Consider the following 14,793-nt stretch of genomic DNA (forward strand, 5'->3'; position numbering starts at 1 on the left):
CACAACCGCCAGGAGGACCTCCCCATGCCCACCGAACGCCCCGCCTCGTGGACTCCCGCATACCCAGCGCTGTGCCAGCTCCTCGACGACACCATCCAGGCCGCCCGCACCACCCGGCGGCCCACGGTGAACGTCACCACGCTCCGTCGGGTCCGCAACGGCCTCACCGGGATGGACAACGGGCACCAGCCCTACCCCGACAGCCAGCTCGAATGGAGCCCGCACGCCGCCTTCCGGCTCATCCGCCAGGTCATCAGCGCAGCTCCGCTCGGACACCCCGCCGCCGGCACCGTGCTGCGGCTCGCCGCGGACATCGCCGACCAGAACGCGGCGGCGCGCGCCGCCGCCGCATCCACGAAGGAGGGTTGAGGCTCAGTCGGTCGTGCCGTCGCGGCGGGTGTCCTCGAACCGGGCGTCGATCGCGCGGGCCAGCTCCTCCACCGTCATCTCCACGCGCCGCCCGTCGGCGGCCCGGCGCTCCACCACCGCGTCCGCTTCGGGGTCTGCCGGTTCGGCGAGGTCCACGGCCCACTGGCCGTCGTCGACCATCACGATGTCGCCGACTGTCCACGGCCGCCCGCTGCTGCGGATCTTGCGCTCCAGCCCGGCCCCGTCCCAGTGTCTGCCGCCCTGCTCCGCCATGTGCTTCCCCCTCCGGCCTCGTACGGCCGTGCGCCGCAACCCCTCTACGACAACTGGCAGCCCCGATCCATTCCCGGGCGGCCTGTTCTCCCGTCTCCGGGTGCAGTTCGCCCACGGCAGACGCGCTCCCGCCGGAAAGGACTACGTACGTCGGCACACCCCATGTCAACGTACGGGTGTCGGGGAAAACCGCAGGTCAACGAAGGGATAACCCCGTTTTGGACACCGCCGAAGGCAACCTGCCCGTCCTCTTCCGCCCCGTCGTCGCGCAGCGCCCCTCCCTGGCCGGCGACGGCAGCGCGGAACCGGTGCTCAGCCTGCTCAGCGAGCGCGGCTGGGCGATCGTCGACACCCCGCAGGCTAACGTGCACTGCACCAGCCCGGACGGGCGGGTCTACGGCGGCTGGCTGCCGGAGGACACCTCCGCCTGGATGCGCGGCATCGTCTGGACCGTCCGTGCCACCCCCGCCGAGGACGACGCGGAGCCCTGGGTGCAGGAGTTCGGCCCGGATGTCCCGAGCCGTGCCGTCGCCGCGTTCCTCGAAGCGCTGATCAGCCACGTGGACCGCTGAATCATCGGCGGCCCGGCCCCGGCGGGACCGCCCCCTACCAACTGCCGCTCGCACAAAGGAGTCGCCCTTGCTCTCACACGCCACGCACCGGTTCTGCGGTCCCGCCGTCACCGTCTTCGGCCTCGCCCTGGCGGCCACCAGCCCGGTGCACAGCACCGGGTTCGTGCTCAGCCTGGTCATCACCGTCAACGGCCTGGTGCACACCTGGGATTACTCCTACGAGCAGTCCCTCGCCCGCGACAGCGACATCGTCGCCCTCCTCGCCGCCCTGCCCGACGGAGCCTGCCTCCCCGAGATCAGCCACGCCATGGGCACCCGCCACGTCGACACCGCCCGGTCCCTGCTCCGCCTGCTGCACAAGGGCCTGGTCACAGTGGCCGACGAGAGCACGCCAATCACCGAGCGCCTGTTCCTGCTGGCCGCCTGAACGCCTCTCACCACCCGGTCGATCCGCGCACCGGGCCGACCGGCGCTCTCCCGACCGGGGACTTCCGTGGCCTTCCGCGCCGCGCTGACCAACCACCACGCCGACCGCACGCCGTGCCCACCCGAGCACAAGCACACCAGCTCCGGCAAACCGCTCCACCTCAACTGCCCCGGCCGCGCCTACACCCAGGCCGTCTGCTCCTGCGGGAACTGGCAGATGCAGCAACCCGGCAAGGGCTACGTCAACGAATCCCGCCACCGCCACCTCGCCCCACCAGATACCGGCAAGCCCGCTGCTGCGCGACACGCTCGGCTTCAACATGCGCTGACGCTCCACCGCACCACTTCGTCCCCGCCCCGTATCCAGCTTCGCGGAGGTTCCCGTGCCCCAAGACCTGACCGTCGGCTACCTGCTCCAGCAGCTCCAGAACCTCGACCCCAACCTGCGGGTCCGCATCGCCGTCAACCCCGATTTCCCCTTCGCCCACTTCCTCGGCACAAACCTCGTCATCAACGACGGACTGGTGTACCTCGTCGAGGACGGACAGGAGGGCTACCTCCCGACCGCGGTCAGCGACCGCCTGTCCTGGGCCTGACCCCCAACCACCCGGAGGAACACATCCCCGCCCCACCCCACCCTTCCGATGTCCAGCCGCTGCGCACCCTCGCCCTGCAGCCGATGCCGACCGGCACCGGCGGCGCACTCGTCCGCCGCGTCTCCGGCCTCCCCGACGGCCCCCTCGACGTCGCCTGGCTCCCCACACCCGCCACCACCCTCCCCCTCGGCCGCATCCGCCTGAGCTGGGAACCCGCCTCCCCCGCAGGCTGGACCGTCCACGCCCACCTCGGCCTCGCCACCACCGAAGTGCTGCTCGCCCGCTGGCCCGCCGCCCCCGACGACTGGCCCGACCTCATCCGCCCCACCCTCTACGAGGTCACCGGCCTGTGCCAAGCCCTCGCCTACGCCACGTCCGCCCTGGACCTGTCCAACCAGTTGGCCAACACCTGACTCCCCAACTGCGACCGCAGAAGGCCGCCCCGTGCCCACCGGCACGGGGCGGCCTTGCCGTTGGCCCGATCAGGTCAGCGGTTGCTGACACTCACCGTCGAAGACGAATACGGAGTGTCGGCCGCAGTGTTCACCGGGCCCGCTGCCAGTGCGGCGGCGAATTCTCGTCGTGCTCGGCCGCGTCCTCCAGCGCGTCGACCAGTCGGCGTCGGGTCCGTTCCGTCGGCTCCCGCAACCCCGCACCGGCCTCCTCGGCCGCACGCACGAACGGCCACGCAGGCCCCCGGCCGGCCACCGGAACCAGCTCGTCGGCCACCCCGCTGGTCCGGGCCCGCCGCTGCTGGTGCGGAGATGTCGATGCCGACCTCGGCCATTGCCTACGGCGGCGGGGTTGACAGTGATGCCGGGCTGGGGGCCGGGCCCGCACGCCGCGTGGGTACTACGCCGCGGCATCTCCAGCTCCTTCTACTGCGGATTCAGTACGGAGAAGTGCCCGTAACCGCACGACGACGAGTGATGGCGCGCTCAGTGACCCTGGTCGGGTACGGCGTGATCGGGTCTATGTGGGCTCCCTCCGCAAGGGCTGGCCCCGCGATCGGTGCTATGCCTCGATTCGTGCTGCCGGGCTTGAGGCAGACCACGCGGTCAATGGGCGGTCACCTGCGACTGATGCAAGGTCGTCGCTACCGCGACTCTCGCCCCGAACCGCGCGAAATGGCGGGGATGCGCCGGGACGGGAGGAGATCCAGCGGTGCGGACAGGACGTAAGCCGACCGAGCGGGGCGCAACCACAAGGGAGATGGTGCGTGCCGTGGTGGCGGGTGCCCTGCTCGCAGTTGCCGGCTTCACGGCGGTGATGAGTCCCGTGCTGGCGAAGGCAGCGCACGGAAGGGCTCGCCAGGAGTACGTCACCGGCGCAGTCATTGGTGCCACGGCACTGTTCTGTGGCCGTTTAGCGTTCACCCTGCGACGCGTCGAGTGGCGGGACCGAATGGACGGCTGGAATCCGGGGGAACCTCGCTCAGCGGTAGTGCCCGACGGGGAGTCGACCATGAAATCGGACGGGAGCCTAACCCCGCGGGGCTGCACGGAGTCGTCCTCAGCGACGGATCGAGCGGCGGACAAACCAGGGAGTTTTCCGCTCGATGCTTAGTGCAGTAGCGGGAAGGCCAGCCGGGCTGGGACGGCGAGGCTGTAGAACCTCTCGGGAAAGTCGCCTGCGACGAGCACATGATCAGTCACGCCTTCTTGAAGGGGACCCGGGATCGACGACAAGAAGCTGTGGTGGAAGTCGCTCCGCCGAGCCGGCGGCGGCCGTGGCCGTTTCCAGGGCCTTGCGGTAATCCCGCGGCATGGCGGGTGCGAGAAGGTGTGCGATCGGCGGGTTCCTGCGGCCGGTCGGCGGCGTCCTCATCTACTGCTGCGGCAGTACCTGTACTGCCGTTTCGGTACCCGGCAATGCCCGTAGCGGCAGGACGACGCGGAGGGGGCCTCCGGGCCACGCTGGTGAAGTAATCACGAGTGGATCTGGAGTGTCCCGATGGCGTCGTTTCTGTATCGACTAGGCAGGTTGGCCTTCCGGCGGCGAGGCTGGTTCGCCCTCATCTGGGTGGCGGTGCTGGCCGCCGTGGCGATCGGCGGCCTCAACGCGCAGGGGACGTCCGACGGCGACCTGTCGATGCCGGGGATCGAGTCCCAGAAGGCGTACGACCTCATCCAACAGCGCTTCCCCGGTGCGGCGGCGGACGGGGCGTCGGCCCAGGTGGTCTTCGTCGCCCCGCACGGGCAGAAAGTGACCGCGGCCGCCAACCGGGCGGCGGTGGAGGACACCGTGCACGCACTGGCCGGCGGCCCGCAGGTGGCTGGCGTCGCGGACCCGTTCGCGTCGCAGGCGGTCAGCAAGGACGGTTCCACGGCGTACGCGGTGGTCACCTACAAGGTGGCGGACTCCGATGTCACGGACGCCAGCCGCCAGGCGCTGGACAAGGCCGCCGACCAGGGGCGCCACGACGGTCTGACCGTCGAGATGGGCGGCTCCGCGACCGATGGCGGCGACGGGCCCAGCGGTGTCTCCGAGGTGATCGGGATCGCGGTGGCGGCCGTGGTCCTGCTGGTCACCTTCGGGTCACTCACCGCTGCTGGCATGCCGCTGCTGACCGCGATCATCGGCGCGGCGGCGAGCCTGTTCGCGATCCTGCTGCTGGGCCACCCGCTGGGGCTGACCTCCGACACCCTCACCCTGGGCATGATGCTGGGCCTGGCGGTCGGCATCGACTACGCCCTCTTCGTCATCTCCCGCTACCGGGAGGAGCGGGCCCGCGGCCGCGCCCCGCAGGAGGCGGCCGGCATGGCGGTGGGGACCGCCGGATCGGCCGTCGTCTTCGCCGGGCTCACCGTGGTGATCGCCCTGGCGGGCCTGTCGGTCGTGGGCATCCCGACACTGACGAAGATGGGACTGGCCGCCGCGGGCGCGGTCGCCGTCGCCGTCCTGGTCGCCCTCACCGTCGTCCCGATGCTGCTGGGATTCTGGCCGAACGCGGTCCTGGCCCGCAAGGTCCGCAAGGCCGCCAAGCAGCAGGACCACACACCAGACAACCGGCGCACCAGCACGCTGATGCCCGGCAGGCGGCCCCGCTCCCGCCCCAAGACCGGCCCCGACGCCACCGGCCCGCAGCGCGAGGAGACAAAGGCGGCCGGGCGGGACAACCTGGGCACCCGCTGGGCACGCTTCGTCCTGCGCCGCCCGGTGACGGTGCTGGTCGCCAGCGTCGTGGGCCTCGGCGCGCTCGCCCTGCCGGTCGCCTCACTACACCTGGGCATGCCCGGTGACGAGGCCCTGTCCAAGAGCACTACCCAGCGCCGCGCCTACGACGACCTCGCCCAGGGCTTCGGCCCCGGCTTCAACGGCCCCCTGACCATCGTCGTGGACGCCAAGAAGGCGCCCGATGCCAAGACCGCCGTCAACCAGATCAGCCAGCGCATCGGCGACTCCAAGGGCATCGTCTCGGTCTCCCCGCCCAGCTTCGACAAGACCAGCGACACGGCGATCTTCTCCGCCACCCCCTCCACCAGCCCCACCGACGCCAAGACCAAGACCCTGGTGAAGACCATCCGCGACCACCGCCCGGCGATCGAGTCGGGCACCTCCGCGGCCTTCTACGTCACCGGCACCACCGCGCTGAACATCGACGTCGCGGCCAAGGTCCAGTCCGCGCTGGTGCCCTACCTCGCCGTCGTCGTCGGCCTGGCGTTCGTCCTGCTGCTGGTGGTCTTCCGGTCCGTGCTCGTGCCGATCAAGGCGGCCCTCGGCTTCGTCCTGTCCGTGCTGGCCGCGATCGGCCTGGTCGTCCTCGTCTTCCAGCAAGGACACGCCGCGTCCCTGTTCGGCGTCCAGCAGACCGGACCGATCATGAGCCTCATGCCGATCTTCATGGTGGGCATCGTCTTCGGCCTGGCCATGGACTACGAGGTGTTCCTGCTCTCCCGGATGCGGGAGGCGTACGCCCACGGCGAGGACGCCCGCCACGCGGTGGTCTCCGGATTCCGCCACAGCGCCCGCGTGGTGGTCGCCGCCGCACTGATCATGATCGCTGTCTTCTCCGGGTTCATCGAGGAGAAGGGCTCGATGATCAAGATGATCGGGTTCGGCCTGGCCGCCGCGGTACTCCTGGACGCCTTCGTCGTCCGCATGGCCATCGTGCCCGCCGTCCTCGCCCTGATCGGCGAGAAGGCATGGTGGCTGCCGAAGTGGCTGGACCGCTTCCTGCCCCACGTCGACATCGAAGGCGAAGCCCTCACCCCGCACGCGAGCGGTGACCAGGACCACGACGGCGCCCCCGCCCCGGACGGGCAGGTGCGGGCCCGCGTGTAAGCAAGCCCCCCCGCGCTCGTGCGAACCCGCGCGTGAGCGGCCTCGCCCCCGCACGCAGGCGGCCCGGGACACGTTCCCGGGCCGCCTGCACTCGCCGGACATCCGTGCTCGCGGTGATGTCGTGGCCTCCACCGACGTAAGCCCGGATCCGCACCGGCGGCCTTTCGTCCCACCCCGACGCACACCACCTCTTCGAAGGTCCGGCGGTCACCCGTACCTGCCGCAGGCACGCACGTTCCTGTCAGCCAGCCCCGGAGCAGCCATGTGCCGTACCACCGTCATCGCGTACGCCCTCGCCCTGACCGCTGCCCTGGTGGGGGCAGGCGTCGCCTGCACAGATCAGGACCATGCCGGGGCCTCCGCGAAGCCCGCAGACGCCGCATCCTCGAAAGGGCCCTACGTCGCGCTCGGCGACTCCTACACCGCGGCACCCGACGTGCCCGGCCAGACGGCACAGCCGCCCGGATGCCAGCGCTCCGACGCAAACTACCCCTCCGACATAGCCGGAGGACTCGGCCTGACCGGCACCCGCTTCGTCGACATGAGCTGCAGCGGCGCCACCGTCGACGACCTCACCAGTTCCCAGCACACCTCCCACGGAACCAACCCGCCGCAGGAACTCCCCCTCTCGTCCCGGACCCGCCTGGTCACCTTGGGAATCGGCGGCAACGACATCGAATTCACCTCGATCCTCAAGGAATGCATCACCATGGACGCCGCCGACTACGCCATCGGAATCGGCCATTTCGTCCTGCCCGACGCCTGTAAACGCCGATACAACCTCGGCGGAACCGACCAGCTCCAACAGCGCATCAATGCCATCGCGCCGGACATCGCACACGCCTTGAAGGACATCCACCGCAAGGCCCCCCGGGCCCGGATTCTCGTCATCGGGTACCCCACCATCTTGCCTTCGGGCACCACGAACGCCTGCACCCGCTCCTTCGGACTCTCGCCCGACGACACCGCCTACCTCCACCACGTGGAAGACAGCCTCAACACCATGCTGCGCCAGCAGGCCAAAGCAGCAAACGTCCGCTACATCGACACCGCCACCCCCTCGAAGAACTACACGGCCTGTGACAACCGTGACACCCGGTGGATCGAACCCCCCATCACGCAAAACGCCGCCGCCTCCGTTCACCCCAACGCACGAGGCGAATCCGGAATGGCAACGGCCGCACTCGAAGCTCTACGGAAATGATCAGAAAAAACAAGCCGCCCACTCGCACAACCAGCCCTCAACACCGGCACATTCGCCAATGAGGTCGGATGAGCACGGAATTCCGAGCAGGTCACGGCACAGAGCAGACCTCGGACACATCGGTGCGAGCAGGTTCAAGGAACGTTCCGCACGCCATGACCGCCCGCGGGGCCAGTCGTGACACGCGCTCGACCAGCCTCGCGCCGCCTCCTGGCGATCAGCGACCATGGAGCAAGGCACCCGCACCCGGAAGAACCACTATGACGAGCCACCTCGAACGCTATGCGCAGCACCACCCCCGGACGGCGGAGGTGGTGCTGGCGGTGGCGCTGTGCGCCTGCATGCTGCTGGGCGCCGACATCAACACGGGAAACGCCTCACTGCCGAGCAACCCCTGGCTCGCCCGGATCCTCGCCCTGTTCTGCGGTGCGACCCTGCTCCAAGCCCGCAGGCACCCGCGCACGGCGCTGGCGGCCACCACAGCGGCCGCGGCGGTCCTGACCGCCCTGGGCTACCTGCCCAGCCCCCTGCTCCTGGCCCCCGTCATGGCCGCCCTGTACTGGCTCGGCACCCTCACCGACTCCCGCACCACCGCGCTCTACTCCTACCCCACCGCCGCCGTGCTGGTGGCCACCTCCCTGTCCGGCGCACCGCTCGGCGACAACTTCATGCTGCGCTCCCTCGGCACGATCCTGTGGCTCCTGCTCCCCCTGTCGCTGGGCACCCTGAGCCGCTTCCGCCGCGCCTACCTCGCCTCGGCCCAAGCCCGTGCCGCACACGCCGAGCGCACCCGCGAGGAGGAGGCCCGCCTCAGAGTGACCGAGGAGCGCATGCGCATCGCCCGTGAACTCCACGACGCCGTCGCCCACCACATGGCCGTCGCCCACGCCCAGGCCGGCACCGCCGCCCACCTCGCCGCCACCCACCCCGAACAGGCCCGCAAGATCCTCACCGACCTCGTCGGCACCACCTCCTCCGCCCTACTGGAACTGCGCGCCACCGTCGGCGTGCTGCGACAGACCGACGGCCCGCAGGCCGACCCGCTGGAACCCACCCCCGGCCTGGACCGCCTGCCGCGACTGACGGCCGCCTGCGAGTCGGCTGGCCTGACCGTCACCGTCACCACCGACGGCACCGTGCGCCCCTTGTCACCAGGGGTGGACCTGACGGCCTACCGCATCATCCAGGAAGCCCTAACCAACGCCGCCAAGCACGCCTCCGACCGCACCGCCCGCGTCCACTTGACCTACACCGACACCCACCTGCGCCTCACCGTGGCCAACGACGGCCCACCCGGCCCGCCAGCGCTCCCCGGCGGCGGATACGGCCTGATGGGCATGCGCGAACGCGCCCACTCCGTCGGCGGCGACCTTCGGGCCGGCCCCCGCACCGAAGGCGGCTTCGACGTCACCGCCAACCTCCCCATCCAACCCCTGCCCCAGGCCGACGACCTGGCCGACCCGCACGAGGACTCCCGTTGACCATCCGTGTCCTGCTCGCCGACGACCAAGCCCTCCTGCGCGGCACCTTCCGGATGCTCATCGACTCCGTCGAGGACATGGAAGTCGTAGGAGAAGCAGCCGACGGGAAGCAGGCCGTGGAACTCGCCCGCGCACGCCAGCCCGACGTCGTCCTCATGGACATCCGCATGCCCGGCACCGACGGCCTGGCCGCCACCGCCGCCATCTGCGACGACCCCGACCTCGCCGGCACCCGCGTCCTCATCCTCACCATGTTCGAGACCGAGGAGTACGTCGCCCAGGCCCTGCGCGTCGGAGCCAGCGGCTTCCTCGGCAAGTACGTCACCACCGACACCCTCCTGGCCGGCATCCGCACCGTCGCCGCGGGCGAGGCCCTGCTGTCCCCCGGCGCCACCCAGGCCCTCATCACCCGCTTCCTCACCACCCCTACGACACCGCCGCTCGCCCCGGCCGAACGGCTCCACGACCTCACACCACGCGAACAGGAGGTCACCGCCCTCGCCGCCCACGGCAAATCCAACGACGAGATCGCCGCACACCTCGTCCTCAGCGTCCTGACCGTCCGCACCCACATCCAGCGCGCCATGACCAAACTCGGCGCCCGCGACCGCGCCCAACTCGTCGTCATCGCCTACCAGAACGGCCTCGTACGCCCCGAAACCCCTCACACCTGACCACGACTCCGTTCGGACATCGCGCCAGCGCCGCTCCCGTACTGCAGGCGCTGTAGGTGACGAAGCAGGCGTACTGACATTTGAGTATCGGCAATGCCAGGACAGGAAGGACGACAGAGACGGCGCGTCACGCCATTGTGGTGAAGAAGTGGACCGAGGCACACGTCTCACGTGCTCCGTGCACCATTCTCACCCGTCCCACAGAAACCCAAGGAAGACGAATGGCCGCTGCCGGTAGCTCTCCCTCCCCATCGACTCCCCACCACCTGTCCGACTGGCCCGTCCCCCGCTCTGCGACTTTACGCGACTTTCCACCGGCGCCCTCCGGACAGGTCACCCTGACGCGCCAGTTACCTAAACCGACCGGTCTATCCACCAAATACCGCCGGAAGGTCGCCCGATGACCGTGACCTCCTCGGCGGTGCTGGTCTTCGGCATTGCCTCCTTCTTCGCTCTTAAGAGCAAGTCGACCAACGCCAGCGGAGCAATCCTCCTGTTCCTCTTCGGATTCTTCGTCGCCGGAACCGGAGCCGCCCAACCCATCCACGACCTCACGGCCTCCTTCGCCCGGTTCCTGTCCGACATCGGTTGAAGCCACCCACCACATTCGTCCTGCAAGGGCCATCTCCGCCACCGTCCTGTGGAGTCCCAGATCATCATCTGACCTCACTCGCACGGCACATGAGCAGAGACGGCTCGCGATGCCGCACCGATAAAATCCACTTCGGATGCAATGCCGCTCGGCTACTCCAGGTAGATGCCGGTGAAGGTCCCGTCGAAGCCCATGGCGGCCACGCCCTCCTCCACGCTGGCGTAGGTGATGGTGTCGGGGAGGCGGGTCAGCGCCTCGAAGGCGGCGCGGGTGATCTCGGGTTCGTGCCACTCGTTGTTGCAGCGGCAGTGGACCCAGGTGTTGCGGCCCTGGTTGATCAGGAGCCAGTCCCGCCGCGCTCGGCAGGCCGTGCACATCACGGGGATGCCGCGCAGGGCCAGCACCTGGGGGTGGCGGATGTAGCGGTAGGCGCGGGGGCCGGTGGGAGGCTGGAGTTCATGCTGGAGTTGCAGCAGCGGGTCGCTGCTGGCCGGGGCAGCAGGCGGGGCGGGAGGTGCCTCTGCGCGGTGGTTGTTCGTTCTGAGCACGAGCGTCATCTCCGTGTGTGAGCCTGTCTGTTCATCCGTAACAGCAGGTGGGGCCGGTTGTCCAGGGGGTTTCAGCCGGTCCGGCAGGCCGGATGCGGGCCTTTCGGACCGGAGTGTCAGCGGCGCGGCGGACGGTTGCGAGAGTCCGGAGTATCCGGGCGGGGCGCCGAGGGCGGCGCACGGTGGACACCAGGTCGGCGAGCCGGAGGCGCAGTGCGACCGGTGCCGGCCTTCGGGAGTGGGGAGATGGGGCCAGGGTGTGCAGGGAGGTCGGCGAGACGGCGCAGGCGCCAGACCAGGACGTCGTTCACGTTCTCGGCGGAGTCGAGTTCGCGCATGTCGACGGCCTGTTGGAGTAGGGCGTCGGGGTCGTGGCCGGCCTGTTCCGCCTGGGCAAGGGTGGCGGCCAGCGCGTCGTGCTGGGCCTCGCTATCGGTGCGGGGGAGATCGTGGGGCAGTGCCGCGCGGATGGTGATCTCATAGCCGCGGCGCTGGCCTTCAGGCAGGGCTCGGCCGTGGGCGTGCAGGGCCTGCATGGGTGAAGCGGCGGCCTGTTGGTAGGCGGCGCGCAGGTGCTGGGCGGTCTGGCGTGAGGCTGCTGCTTGCTGGGCGTGTCCGCGGGCGGAGTGCCAGCGGGCGGCGGTGATGGCGGCCAGGACCAGGGTGGACAGGAGCATCGCGGTGGCGCCGCCGTCCTCGCCCCGGCCCAGTGCGCCGCCGGCCTGGATGATGCCCCTCGCGGCGGAGCGCATCGCGCGGGCATCGGCGTTTTCCGCGCGGATGTGGCTGCGGGTGGCGCGTTCGAAGGAGCGGGCGGCGGCGGCCAGCTCGGCGCGGGTGGCGGCCGGGGAGGTCTGGGCGACGGCGTCGAGGAGTTCGCCCATCCCGACGAGCTGGGTGGCGGCTTCGTCGTCGCCGCCGTCCAGGACCACGGCGGCGCGTTCCGCGATCCCGGTCGCGGTGCGCCGACCCTGGGCTGTCGGTGGCCACGCGGTTCGGCCGGTACCAACCTCCGGGGCTGTCGGGTCGTCGCCGGGTGGGTCGGCCAGGCGGAGGCGGATCTTGGGCAGTGACAGGTCGGGCGCGAGGGTGGAGCCGGGGAACCAGATCGGTGTTCCGTCGCGGTTGCGGTCGCCGGGCAGCGCGACCGAGTACCCGATGCTGTCGCCCGAGGGAGCCTCGCGCAGCTTGACGCGCAGGCCCTTGTCGCGGAGCCGGGTGAAGAACTCGGCTTCGTCAGCGGCTCCGGCAAGCGCCTGCCGGACGGCTTCGCGCAGTGTCTCGCGTGGGGTCTCGCTGCGGCCGACGCGTTCGGCTTTGAATCGCTCGGCGCTGGTGGGGTTCTTCGCTGCGGTGCCGTCACCGGGCTTGAGCCGGCGCAAGCCCCATTCCTTCTCGATGCGGCGGCATTCGGCCTGGGCCTTGCGGTAGTCGTAGTTCATGCGGGGTCGGCGCAGGTCGCCCCGGACCATGGTGGCCACGATGTGGATATGGTCCTCGGCGTGCCGTACGGCGACCCAGCGGCAACCGTCCGGATCACCATCGGGTGCAAGGCCGACGGCCTGGACCAGGCGGCGGGCGACAGTGCTCCACTCGGCATCGCTCAGCGTGCGGTCGCCGGGGTCGGTGCGGACCGAGCAGTGCCACACGTGCTGTGCCGGGGCCCGAGTGCCAGCCTGCTTGACACGCAGGTCCAACGCGGCGGCCAGGCGCGCGAGGGTGGCCCTCGGGTCGGGATCGGGGCTGGTGTCTCGGCCGGGGTCGGGGGCGAAGCCGTCCCAGGAGCCGACGAGGTGGGGGTCGGTGTGCTCGTCACGCTTGCCGGGGCCGAAAAGGTAGACGAGCACGCCGTGGGTGCGCGAGCCGCGCCGGATCTTGGGGACCATCACAGCCGCCTGCGTGCCAGGGCGTCGGCAGTGTCATCGATGCGGGCAAAGATCCGGTGCAGGACGCCGAGGGTGTGGTCGAGTTCGCCGGAGCGGGGCTGGCCGCCGGAGTTGTAGACGTAGGCGATCTGGTTGATGTTGTTGCCGACGCGGGAGACCGCGGTGCGCAGGGCGGCCAGCTCGTCGATCGCCGTGTCAAGCTGCTCGTTGCCGTGCACAGGCAGCGAACCGCGGGCGGCAGTGAGGGCGGCGGCGGCAAGGAAGCGCGCGACGGTCACCGCGCGCTGCGCTGCGGCGTCACTGATCTCGGTCTTCTCGGCGAGGGACAGGCGCGTGGTCAACTTGTAGGTGCGCTGGCTGGAGTTTCGGGAGCGGCGGCGCGGAGCGCGGTCGGGAAACGCGGGCGGGTTGGGCTGCTCGCGCGGCGCGCGGTCGTCTGCTTCTCCCCTCTCCGGCGCCCTCTGGTGCCGGGAGTCCGGCAGGTCCCCGTGCGCCCTCGCTCGGGAACCCGCCGGACTTCCCCCGCCCCCCTGGGCGGGGGCAAGTGCGATCGACGGGCCGTGGGACCGTCGAACGCGACAACTTGCTCCGCCAGGAGCCGAGTTGATGTTGCGCTGCTGGTCAGGGGTGGTGGGCGACGTGTCGTTGGCGGTCACCGGTCCGACTCCGCTCCCCGCTGGTCGACCTGGCGCAGGATGTCCTCGACGAAGTCCATCGCCAGGACCGGGTGGTGCAGCGTCCACGGGCGGCTATGACGGCCCTTCTGCACGACCCAGGTGGTGTCCGGGCCTGCTTCGGCGCGGTGGAGGTGGCCTTCCCGAACCAGGACGGCCAGCCAGGTCTCCACTTCGGCGGACCTAGCAGGGTTGGTGCGCATGATGGTGCTCTCCAGTCGGTCGGAGGGAGTCGGAAGGTGGCTGTCCGGGGCGGGTGACCGGCCGGGTTGTCCGGCCTGGTCACCCGACCTCGGATGGCCGGTCAGTCGCGGGAGGTGGTGACCGGCTCGTCGCGCTGTTCGCGGAGCTGAGCCATCAGCGCGGTCAGCGTGTCGCTGGACAGCGGTATCCGCTGACCCCGGATGTCCTGCGCGACGACCTGCCGGGTGAGCTTGTCCTGCGCTTTGACCGCTGACCGGGCGATCTCCAGCAGCTCCTCGGTGTCCAGGTCAGGCCGCCGGTCACCGGCTCTGCGGGGTCCGCGGTCGCTGACCGGCGCAGGAGCGACCGGCAGGTCAGCGACCGGCGGGTGGCCGACCGGGCGGGCGGTGACCGGCGCGGTGACGTCCGGCCGGCCACTGACCGCCGGGCCGCTGTCCGGCTGACCGCCCAGGTCAGCGCCCTGCTTAACGTCGGTGTCCTGACCGGTGACCGGGCGGCCGTCGTTCGCTCGGTCACCCGCCCGGGTCAGTGACCGGGCGGGCGCGGTGGGCGTGTTGGCGGTCACCCGGGATGGGTCGGTCGGCGCGCTGACCGGCTGACCGGCTCCGGCCTGACCGGGGTGCGGTGACCGCTGACCAGCCCGGTCGGTCGCAGTGACCACGCTGTCCTCCGAGCGGTGAGCGGTCACCCGGTGTGTGTCGGTCGGCGCACCGATCGGCTGACCGGCACTGACCTGAGCGGGGTGGGGTGACCGCTGACCGGCCTGATCGTGACCGGCTCGGTCAGCCCGGCCGCTGCGTTCGCTGCGGTTGTCCGGGCCTCGGGCGATGAGGATGTACAGGTGGACCGCTCCGGCCAGGGCCAGCGGTGCGACGGTGGACAGGTAGGCGACCACGGTGTCGCCGAGCTGCAACCCGCCGGCAGTAGGCGCCTGATCGTTGAGGCGGACGGCGTGCAGGGCGTTCGCCCACACGCTGACCCCGGTCGCGGTGCCGACCAGCGTCCAGACG

At 70.6% G+C, this 14,793-nt stretch carries 18 protein-coding genes; 11 read left to right on the forward strand and 7 right to left on the reverse strand.

The features are described from left to right. Positions 1-24: 24 nt before the first annotated feature. Positions 25-369 carry a hypothetical protein gene (locus AC3ERT_RS33230; protein ID WP_435178611.1) on the forward strand — a complete coding sequence of 115 codons (345 nt, stop codon included), beginning with the start codon at positions 25-27 and terminating at the stop codon, positions 367-369. Positions 370-372: 3 nt separating this feature from the next. On the opposite strand, the gene AC3ERT_RS33235 is transcribed toward AC3ERT_RS33230, so the two are convergent. Further along, entirely contained in the window at positions 373-642 is a 270-nt protein-coding gene (locus AC3ERT_RS33235; protein ID WP_435178613.1) for a hypothetical protein, read from the reverse strand. A gap of 218 nt (positions 643-860) precedes the next feature. Between AC3ERT_RS33235 and AC3ERT_RS33240 the strand changes: the two genes are divergently transcribed. The 4 genes from AC3ERT_RS33240 to AC3ERT_RS33255 all read left to right on the forward strand — a co-directional run bounded on the left by AC3ERT_RS33240 (position 861) and on the right by AC3ERT_RS33255 (position 2,649). Beyond that, positions 861-1,214 carry an SPDY domain-containing protein gene (locus AC3ERT_RS33240; protein ID WP_435178615.1) on the forward strand — a complete coding sequence of 118 codons (354 nt, stop codon included), beginning with the start codon at positions 861-863 and terminating at the stop codon, positions 1,212-1,214. A 67-nt stretch (positions 1,215-1,281) separates the two neighbouring features. Then, a complete protein-coding gene (locus AC3ERT_RS33245; protein ID WP_435178617.1) occupies positions 1,282-1,641 on the forward strand; it encodes a hypothetical protein in 360 nt (119 codons plus the stop codon). Positions 1,642-2,023: 382 nt separating this feature from the next. Further along, positions 2,024-2,236 (forward strand): hypothetical protein, encoded by a 213-nt coding sequence (locus AC3ERT_RS33250; protein WP_435178619.1) that lies wholly within the window; start codon positions 2,024-2,026, stop codon positions 2,234-2,236. An 83-nt stretch (positions 2,237-2,319) separates the two neighbouring features. Then, positions 2,320-2,649, forward strand: coding sequence for an esterase (locus tag AC3ERT_RS33255; protein WP_435127164.1), 330 nt, complete (start codon positions 2,320-2,322; stop codon positions 2,647-2,649). Between the two features lie 130 nt (positions 2,650-2,779). Here the strand turns inward: AC3ERT_RS33255 and AC3ERT_RS33260 are convergent, their stop codons facing one another. Continuing rightward, positions 2,780-2,965 carry a hypothetical protein gene (locus tag AC3ERT_RS33260; protein ID WP_435127162.1) on the reverse strand — a complete coding sequence of 62 codons (186 nt, stop codon included), beginning with the start codon at positions 2,963-2,965 and terminating at the stop codon, positions 2,780-2,782. 435 nt (positions 2,966-3,400) lie between these two features. Between AC3ERT_RS33260 and AC3ERT_RS33265 the strand changes: the two genes are divergently transcribed. The 6 genes from AC3ERT_RS33265 (at position 3,401) to AC3ERT_RS33290 (ending at position 10,471) form a co-directional block, all read left to right on the forward strand. Continuing rightward, entirely contained in the window at positions 3,401-3,802 is a 402-nt protein-coding gene (locus tag AC3ERT_RS33265) for a DUF6332 family protein (RefSeq protein WP_435127160.1), read from the forward strand. A 387-nt stretch (positions 3,803-4,189) separates the two neighbouring features. Continuing rightward, positions 4,190-6,520, forward strand: coding sequence for an MMPL family transporter (locus AC3ERT_RS33270; RefSeq protein WP_435178621.1), 2,331 nt, complete (start codon positions 4,190-4,192; stop codon positions 6,518-6,520). A gap of 262 nt (positions 6,521-6,782) precedes the next feature. After that, positions 6,783-7,724 carry an SGNH/GDSL hydrolase family protein gene (locus AC3ERT_RS33275; protein ID WP_435178623.1) on the forward strand — a complete coding sequence of 314 codons (942 nt, stop codon included), beginning with the start codon at positions 6,783-6,785 and terminating at the stop codon, positions 7,722-7,724. Between the two features lie 260 nt (positions 7,725-7,984). Continuing rightward, positions 7,985-9,205 (forward strand): sensor histidine kinase, encoded by a 1,221-nt coding sequence (locus tag AC3ERT_RS33280; protein ID WP_435127154.1) that lies wholly within the window; start codon positions 7,985-7,987, stop codon positions 9,203-9,205. Continuing rightward, positions 9,202-9,879, forward strand: coding sequence for a response regulator (locus tag AC3ERT_RS33285; RefSeq protein WP_435127152.1), 678 nt, complete (start codon positions 9,202-9,204; stop codon positions 9,877-9,879). Before AC3ERT_RS33280 ends, AC3ERT_RS33285 begins: the two co-directional genes overlap by 4 nt. Before the next feature lie 400 nt (positions 9,880-10,279). Further along, positions 10,280-10,471, forward strand: a complete 192-nt coding sequence (locus AC3ERT_RS33290; protein WP_435127150.1) for a hypothetical protein — start codon at positions 10,280-10,282, stop codon at positions 10,469-10,471. Positions 10,472-10,623: 152 nt separating this feature from the next. Here AC3ERT_RS33290 and AC3ERT_RS33295 read toward each other — a convergent pair whose 3' ends face one another. From AC3ERT_RS33295 to AC3ERT_RS33315, 5 genes are all read right to left on the reverse strand, one after another. After that, positions 10,624-11,028, reverse strand: a complete 405-nt coding sequence (locus AC3ERT_RS33295; RefSeq protein ID WP_435127148.1) for a hypothetical protein — start codon at positions 11,026-11,028, stop codon at positions 10,624-10,626. A 107-nt stretch (positions 11,029-11,135) separates the two neighbouring features. Continuing rightward, positions 11,136-12,905, reverse strand: coding sequence for a relaxase/mobilization nuclease domain-containing protein (locus tag AC3ERT_RS33300; RefSeq protein WP_435178625.1), 1,770 nt, complete (start codon positions 12,903-12,905; stop codon positions 11,136-11,138). Then, a complete protein-coding gene (locus tag AC3ERT_RS33305; RefSeq protein ID WP_435127144.1) occupies positions 12,905-13,246 on the reverse strand; it encodes a plasmid mobilization relaxosome protein MobC in 342 nt (113 codons plus the stop codon). The genes AC3ERT_RS33300 and AC3ERT_RS33305 overlap by 1 nt, the downstream gene beginning before the upstream one ends. A gap of 311 nt (positions 13,247-13,557) precedes the next feature. Beyond that, entirely contained in the window at positions 13,558-13,782 is a 225-nt protein-coding gene (locus AC3ERT_RS33310; protein ID WP_435178629.1) for a hypothetical protein, read from the reverse strand. Between the two features lie 101 nt (positions 13,783-13,883). Beyond that, positions 13,884-14,793 (reverse strand): DUF2637 domain-containing protein (locus tag AC3ERT_RS33315; RefSeq protein ID WP_435178631.1); only part of this gene is annotated, 910 nt, incomplete at its 5' end.

This window comes from Actinacidiphila sp. bgisy145, from assembly GCF_057708125.1.

Bases quoted from the DNA above. Each gene is read 5' to 3' on its own strand.
- AC3ERT_RS33230 (WP_435178611.1), top strand. From the start codon at position 25: ATGCCCACCGAACGCCCCGCCTCGTGGACTCCCGCATACCCAGCGCTG.
- AC3ERT_RS33295 (WP_435127148.1), bottom strand. From the start codon at position 11,028: ATGACGCTCGTGCTCAGAACGAACAACCACCGCGCAGAGGCACCTCCC.
- AC3ERT_RS33235 (WP_435178613.1), bottom strand. From the start codon at position 642: ATGGCGGAGCAGGGCGGCAGACACTGGGACGGGGCCGGGCTGGAGCGC.
- AC3ERT_RS33290 (WP_435127150.1), top strand. From the start codon at position 10,280: ATGACCGTGACCTCCTCGGCGGTGCTGGTCTTCGGCATTGCCTCCTTC.
- AC3ERT_RS33255 (WP_435127164.1), top strand. From the start codon at position 2,320: ATGCCGACCGGCACCGGCGGCGCACTCGTCCGCCGCGTCTCCGGCCTC.
- AC3ERT_RS33275 (WP_435178623.1), top strand. From the start codon at position 6,783: ATGTGCCGTACCACCGTCATCGCGTACGCCCTCGCCCTGACCGCTGCC.
- AC3ERT_RS33280 (WP_435127154.1), top strand. From the start codon at position 7,985: ATGACGAGCCACCTCGAACGCTATGCGCAGCACCACCCCCGGACGGCG.
- AC3ERT_RS33300 (WP_435178625.1), bottom strand. From the start codon at position 12,905: ATGGTCCCCAAGATCCGGCGCGGCTCGCGCACCCACGGCGTGCTCGTC.
- AC3ERT_RS33310 (WP_435178629.1), bottom strand. From the start codon at position 13,782: ATGCGCACCAACCCTGCTAGGTCCGCCGAAGTGGAGACCTGGCTGGCC.
- AC3ERT_RS33270 (WP_435178621.1), top strand. From the start codon at position 4,190: ATGGCGTCGTTTCTGTATCGACTAGGCAGGTTGGCCTTCCGGCGGCGA.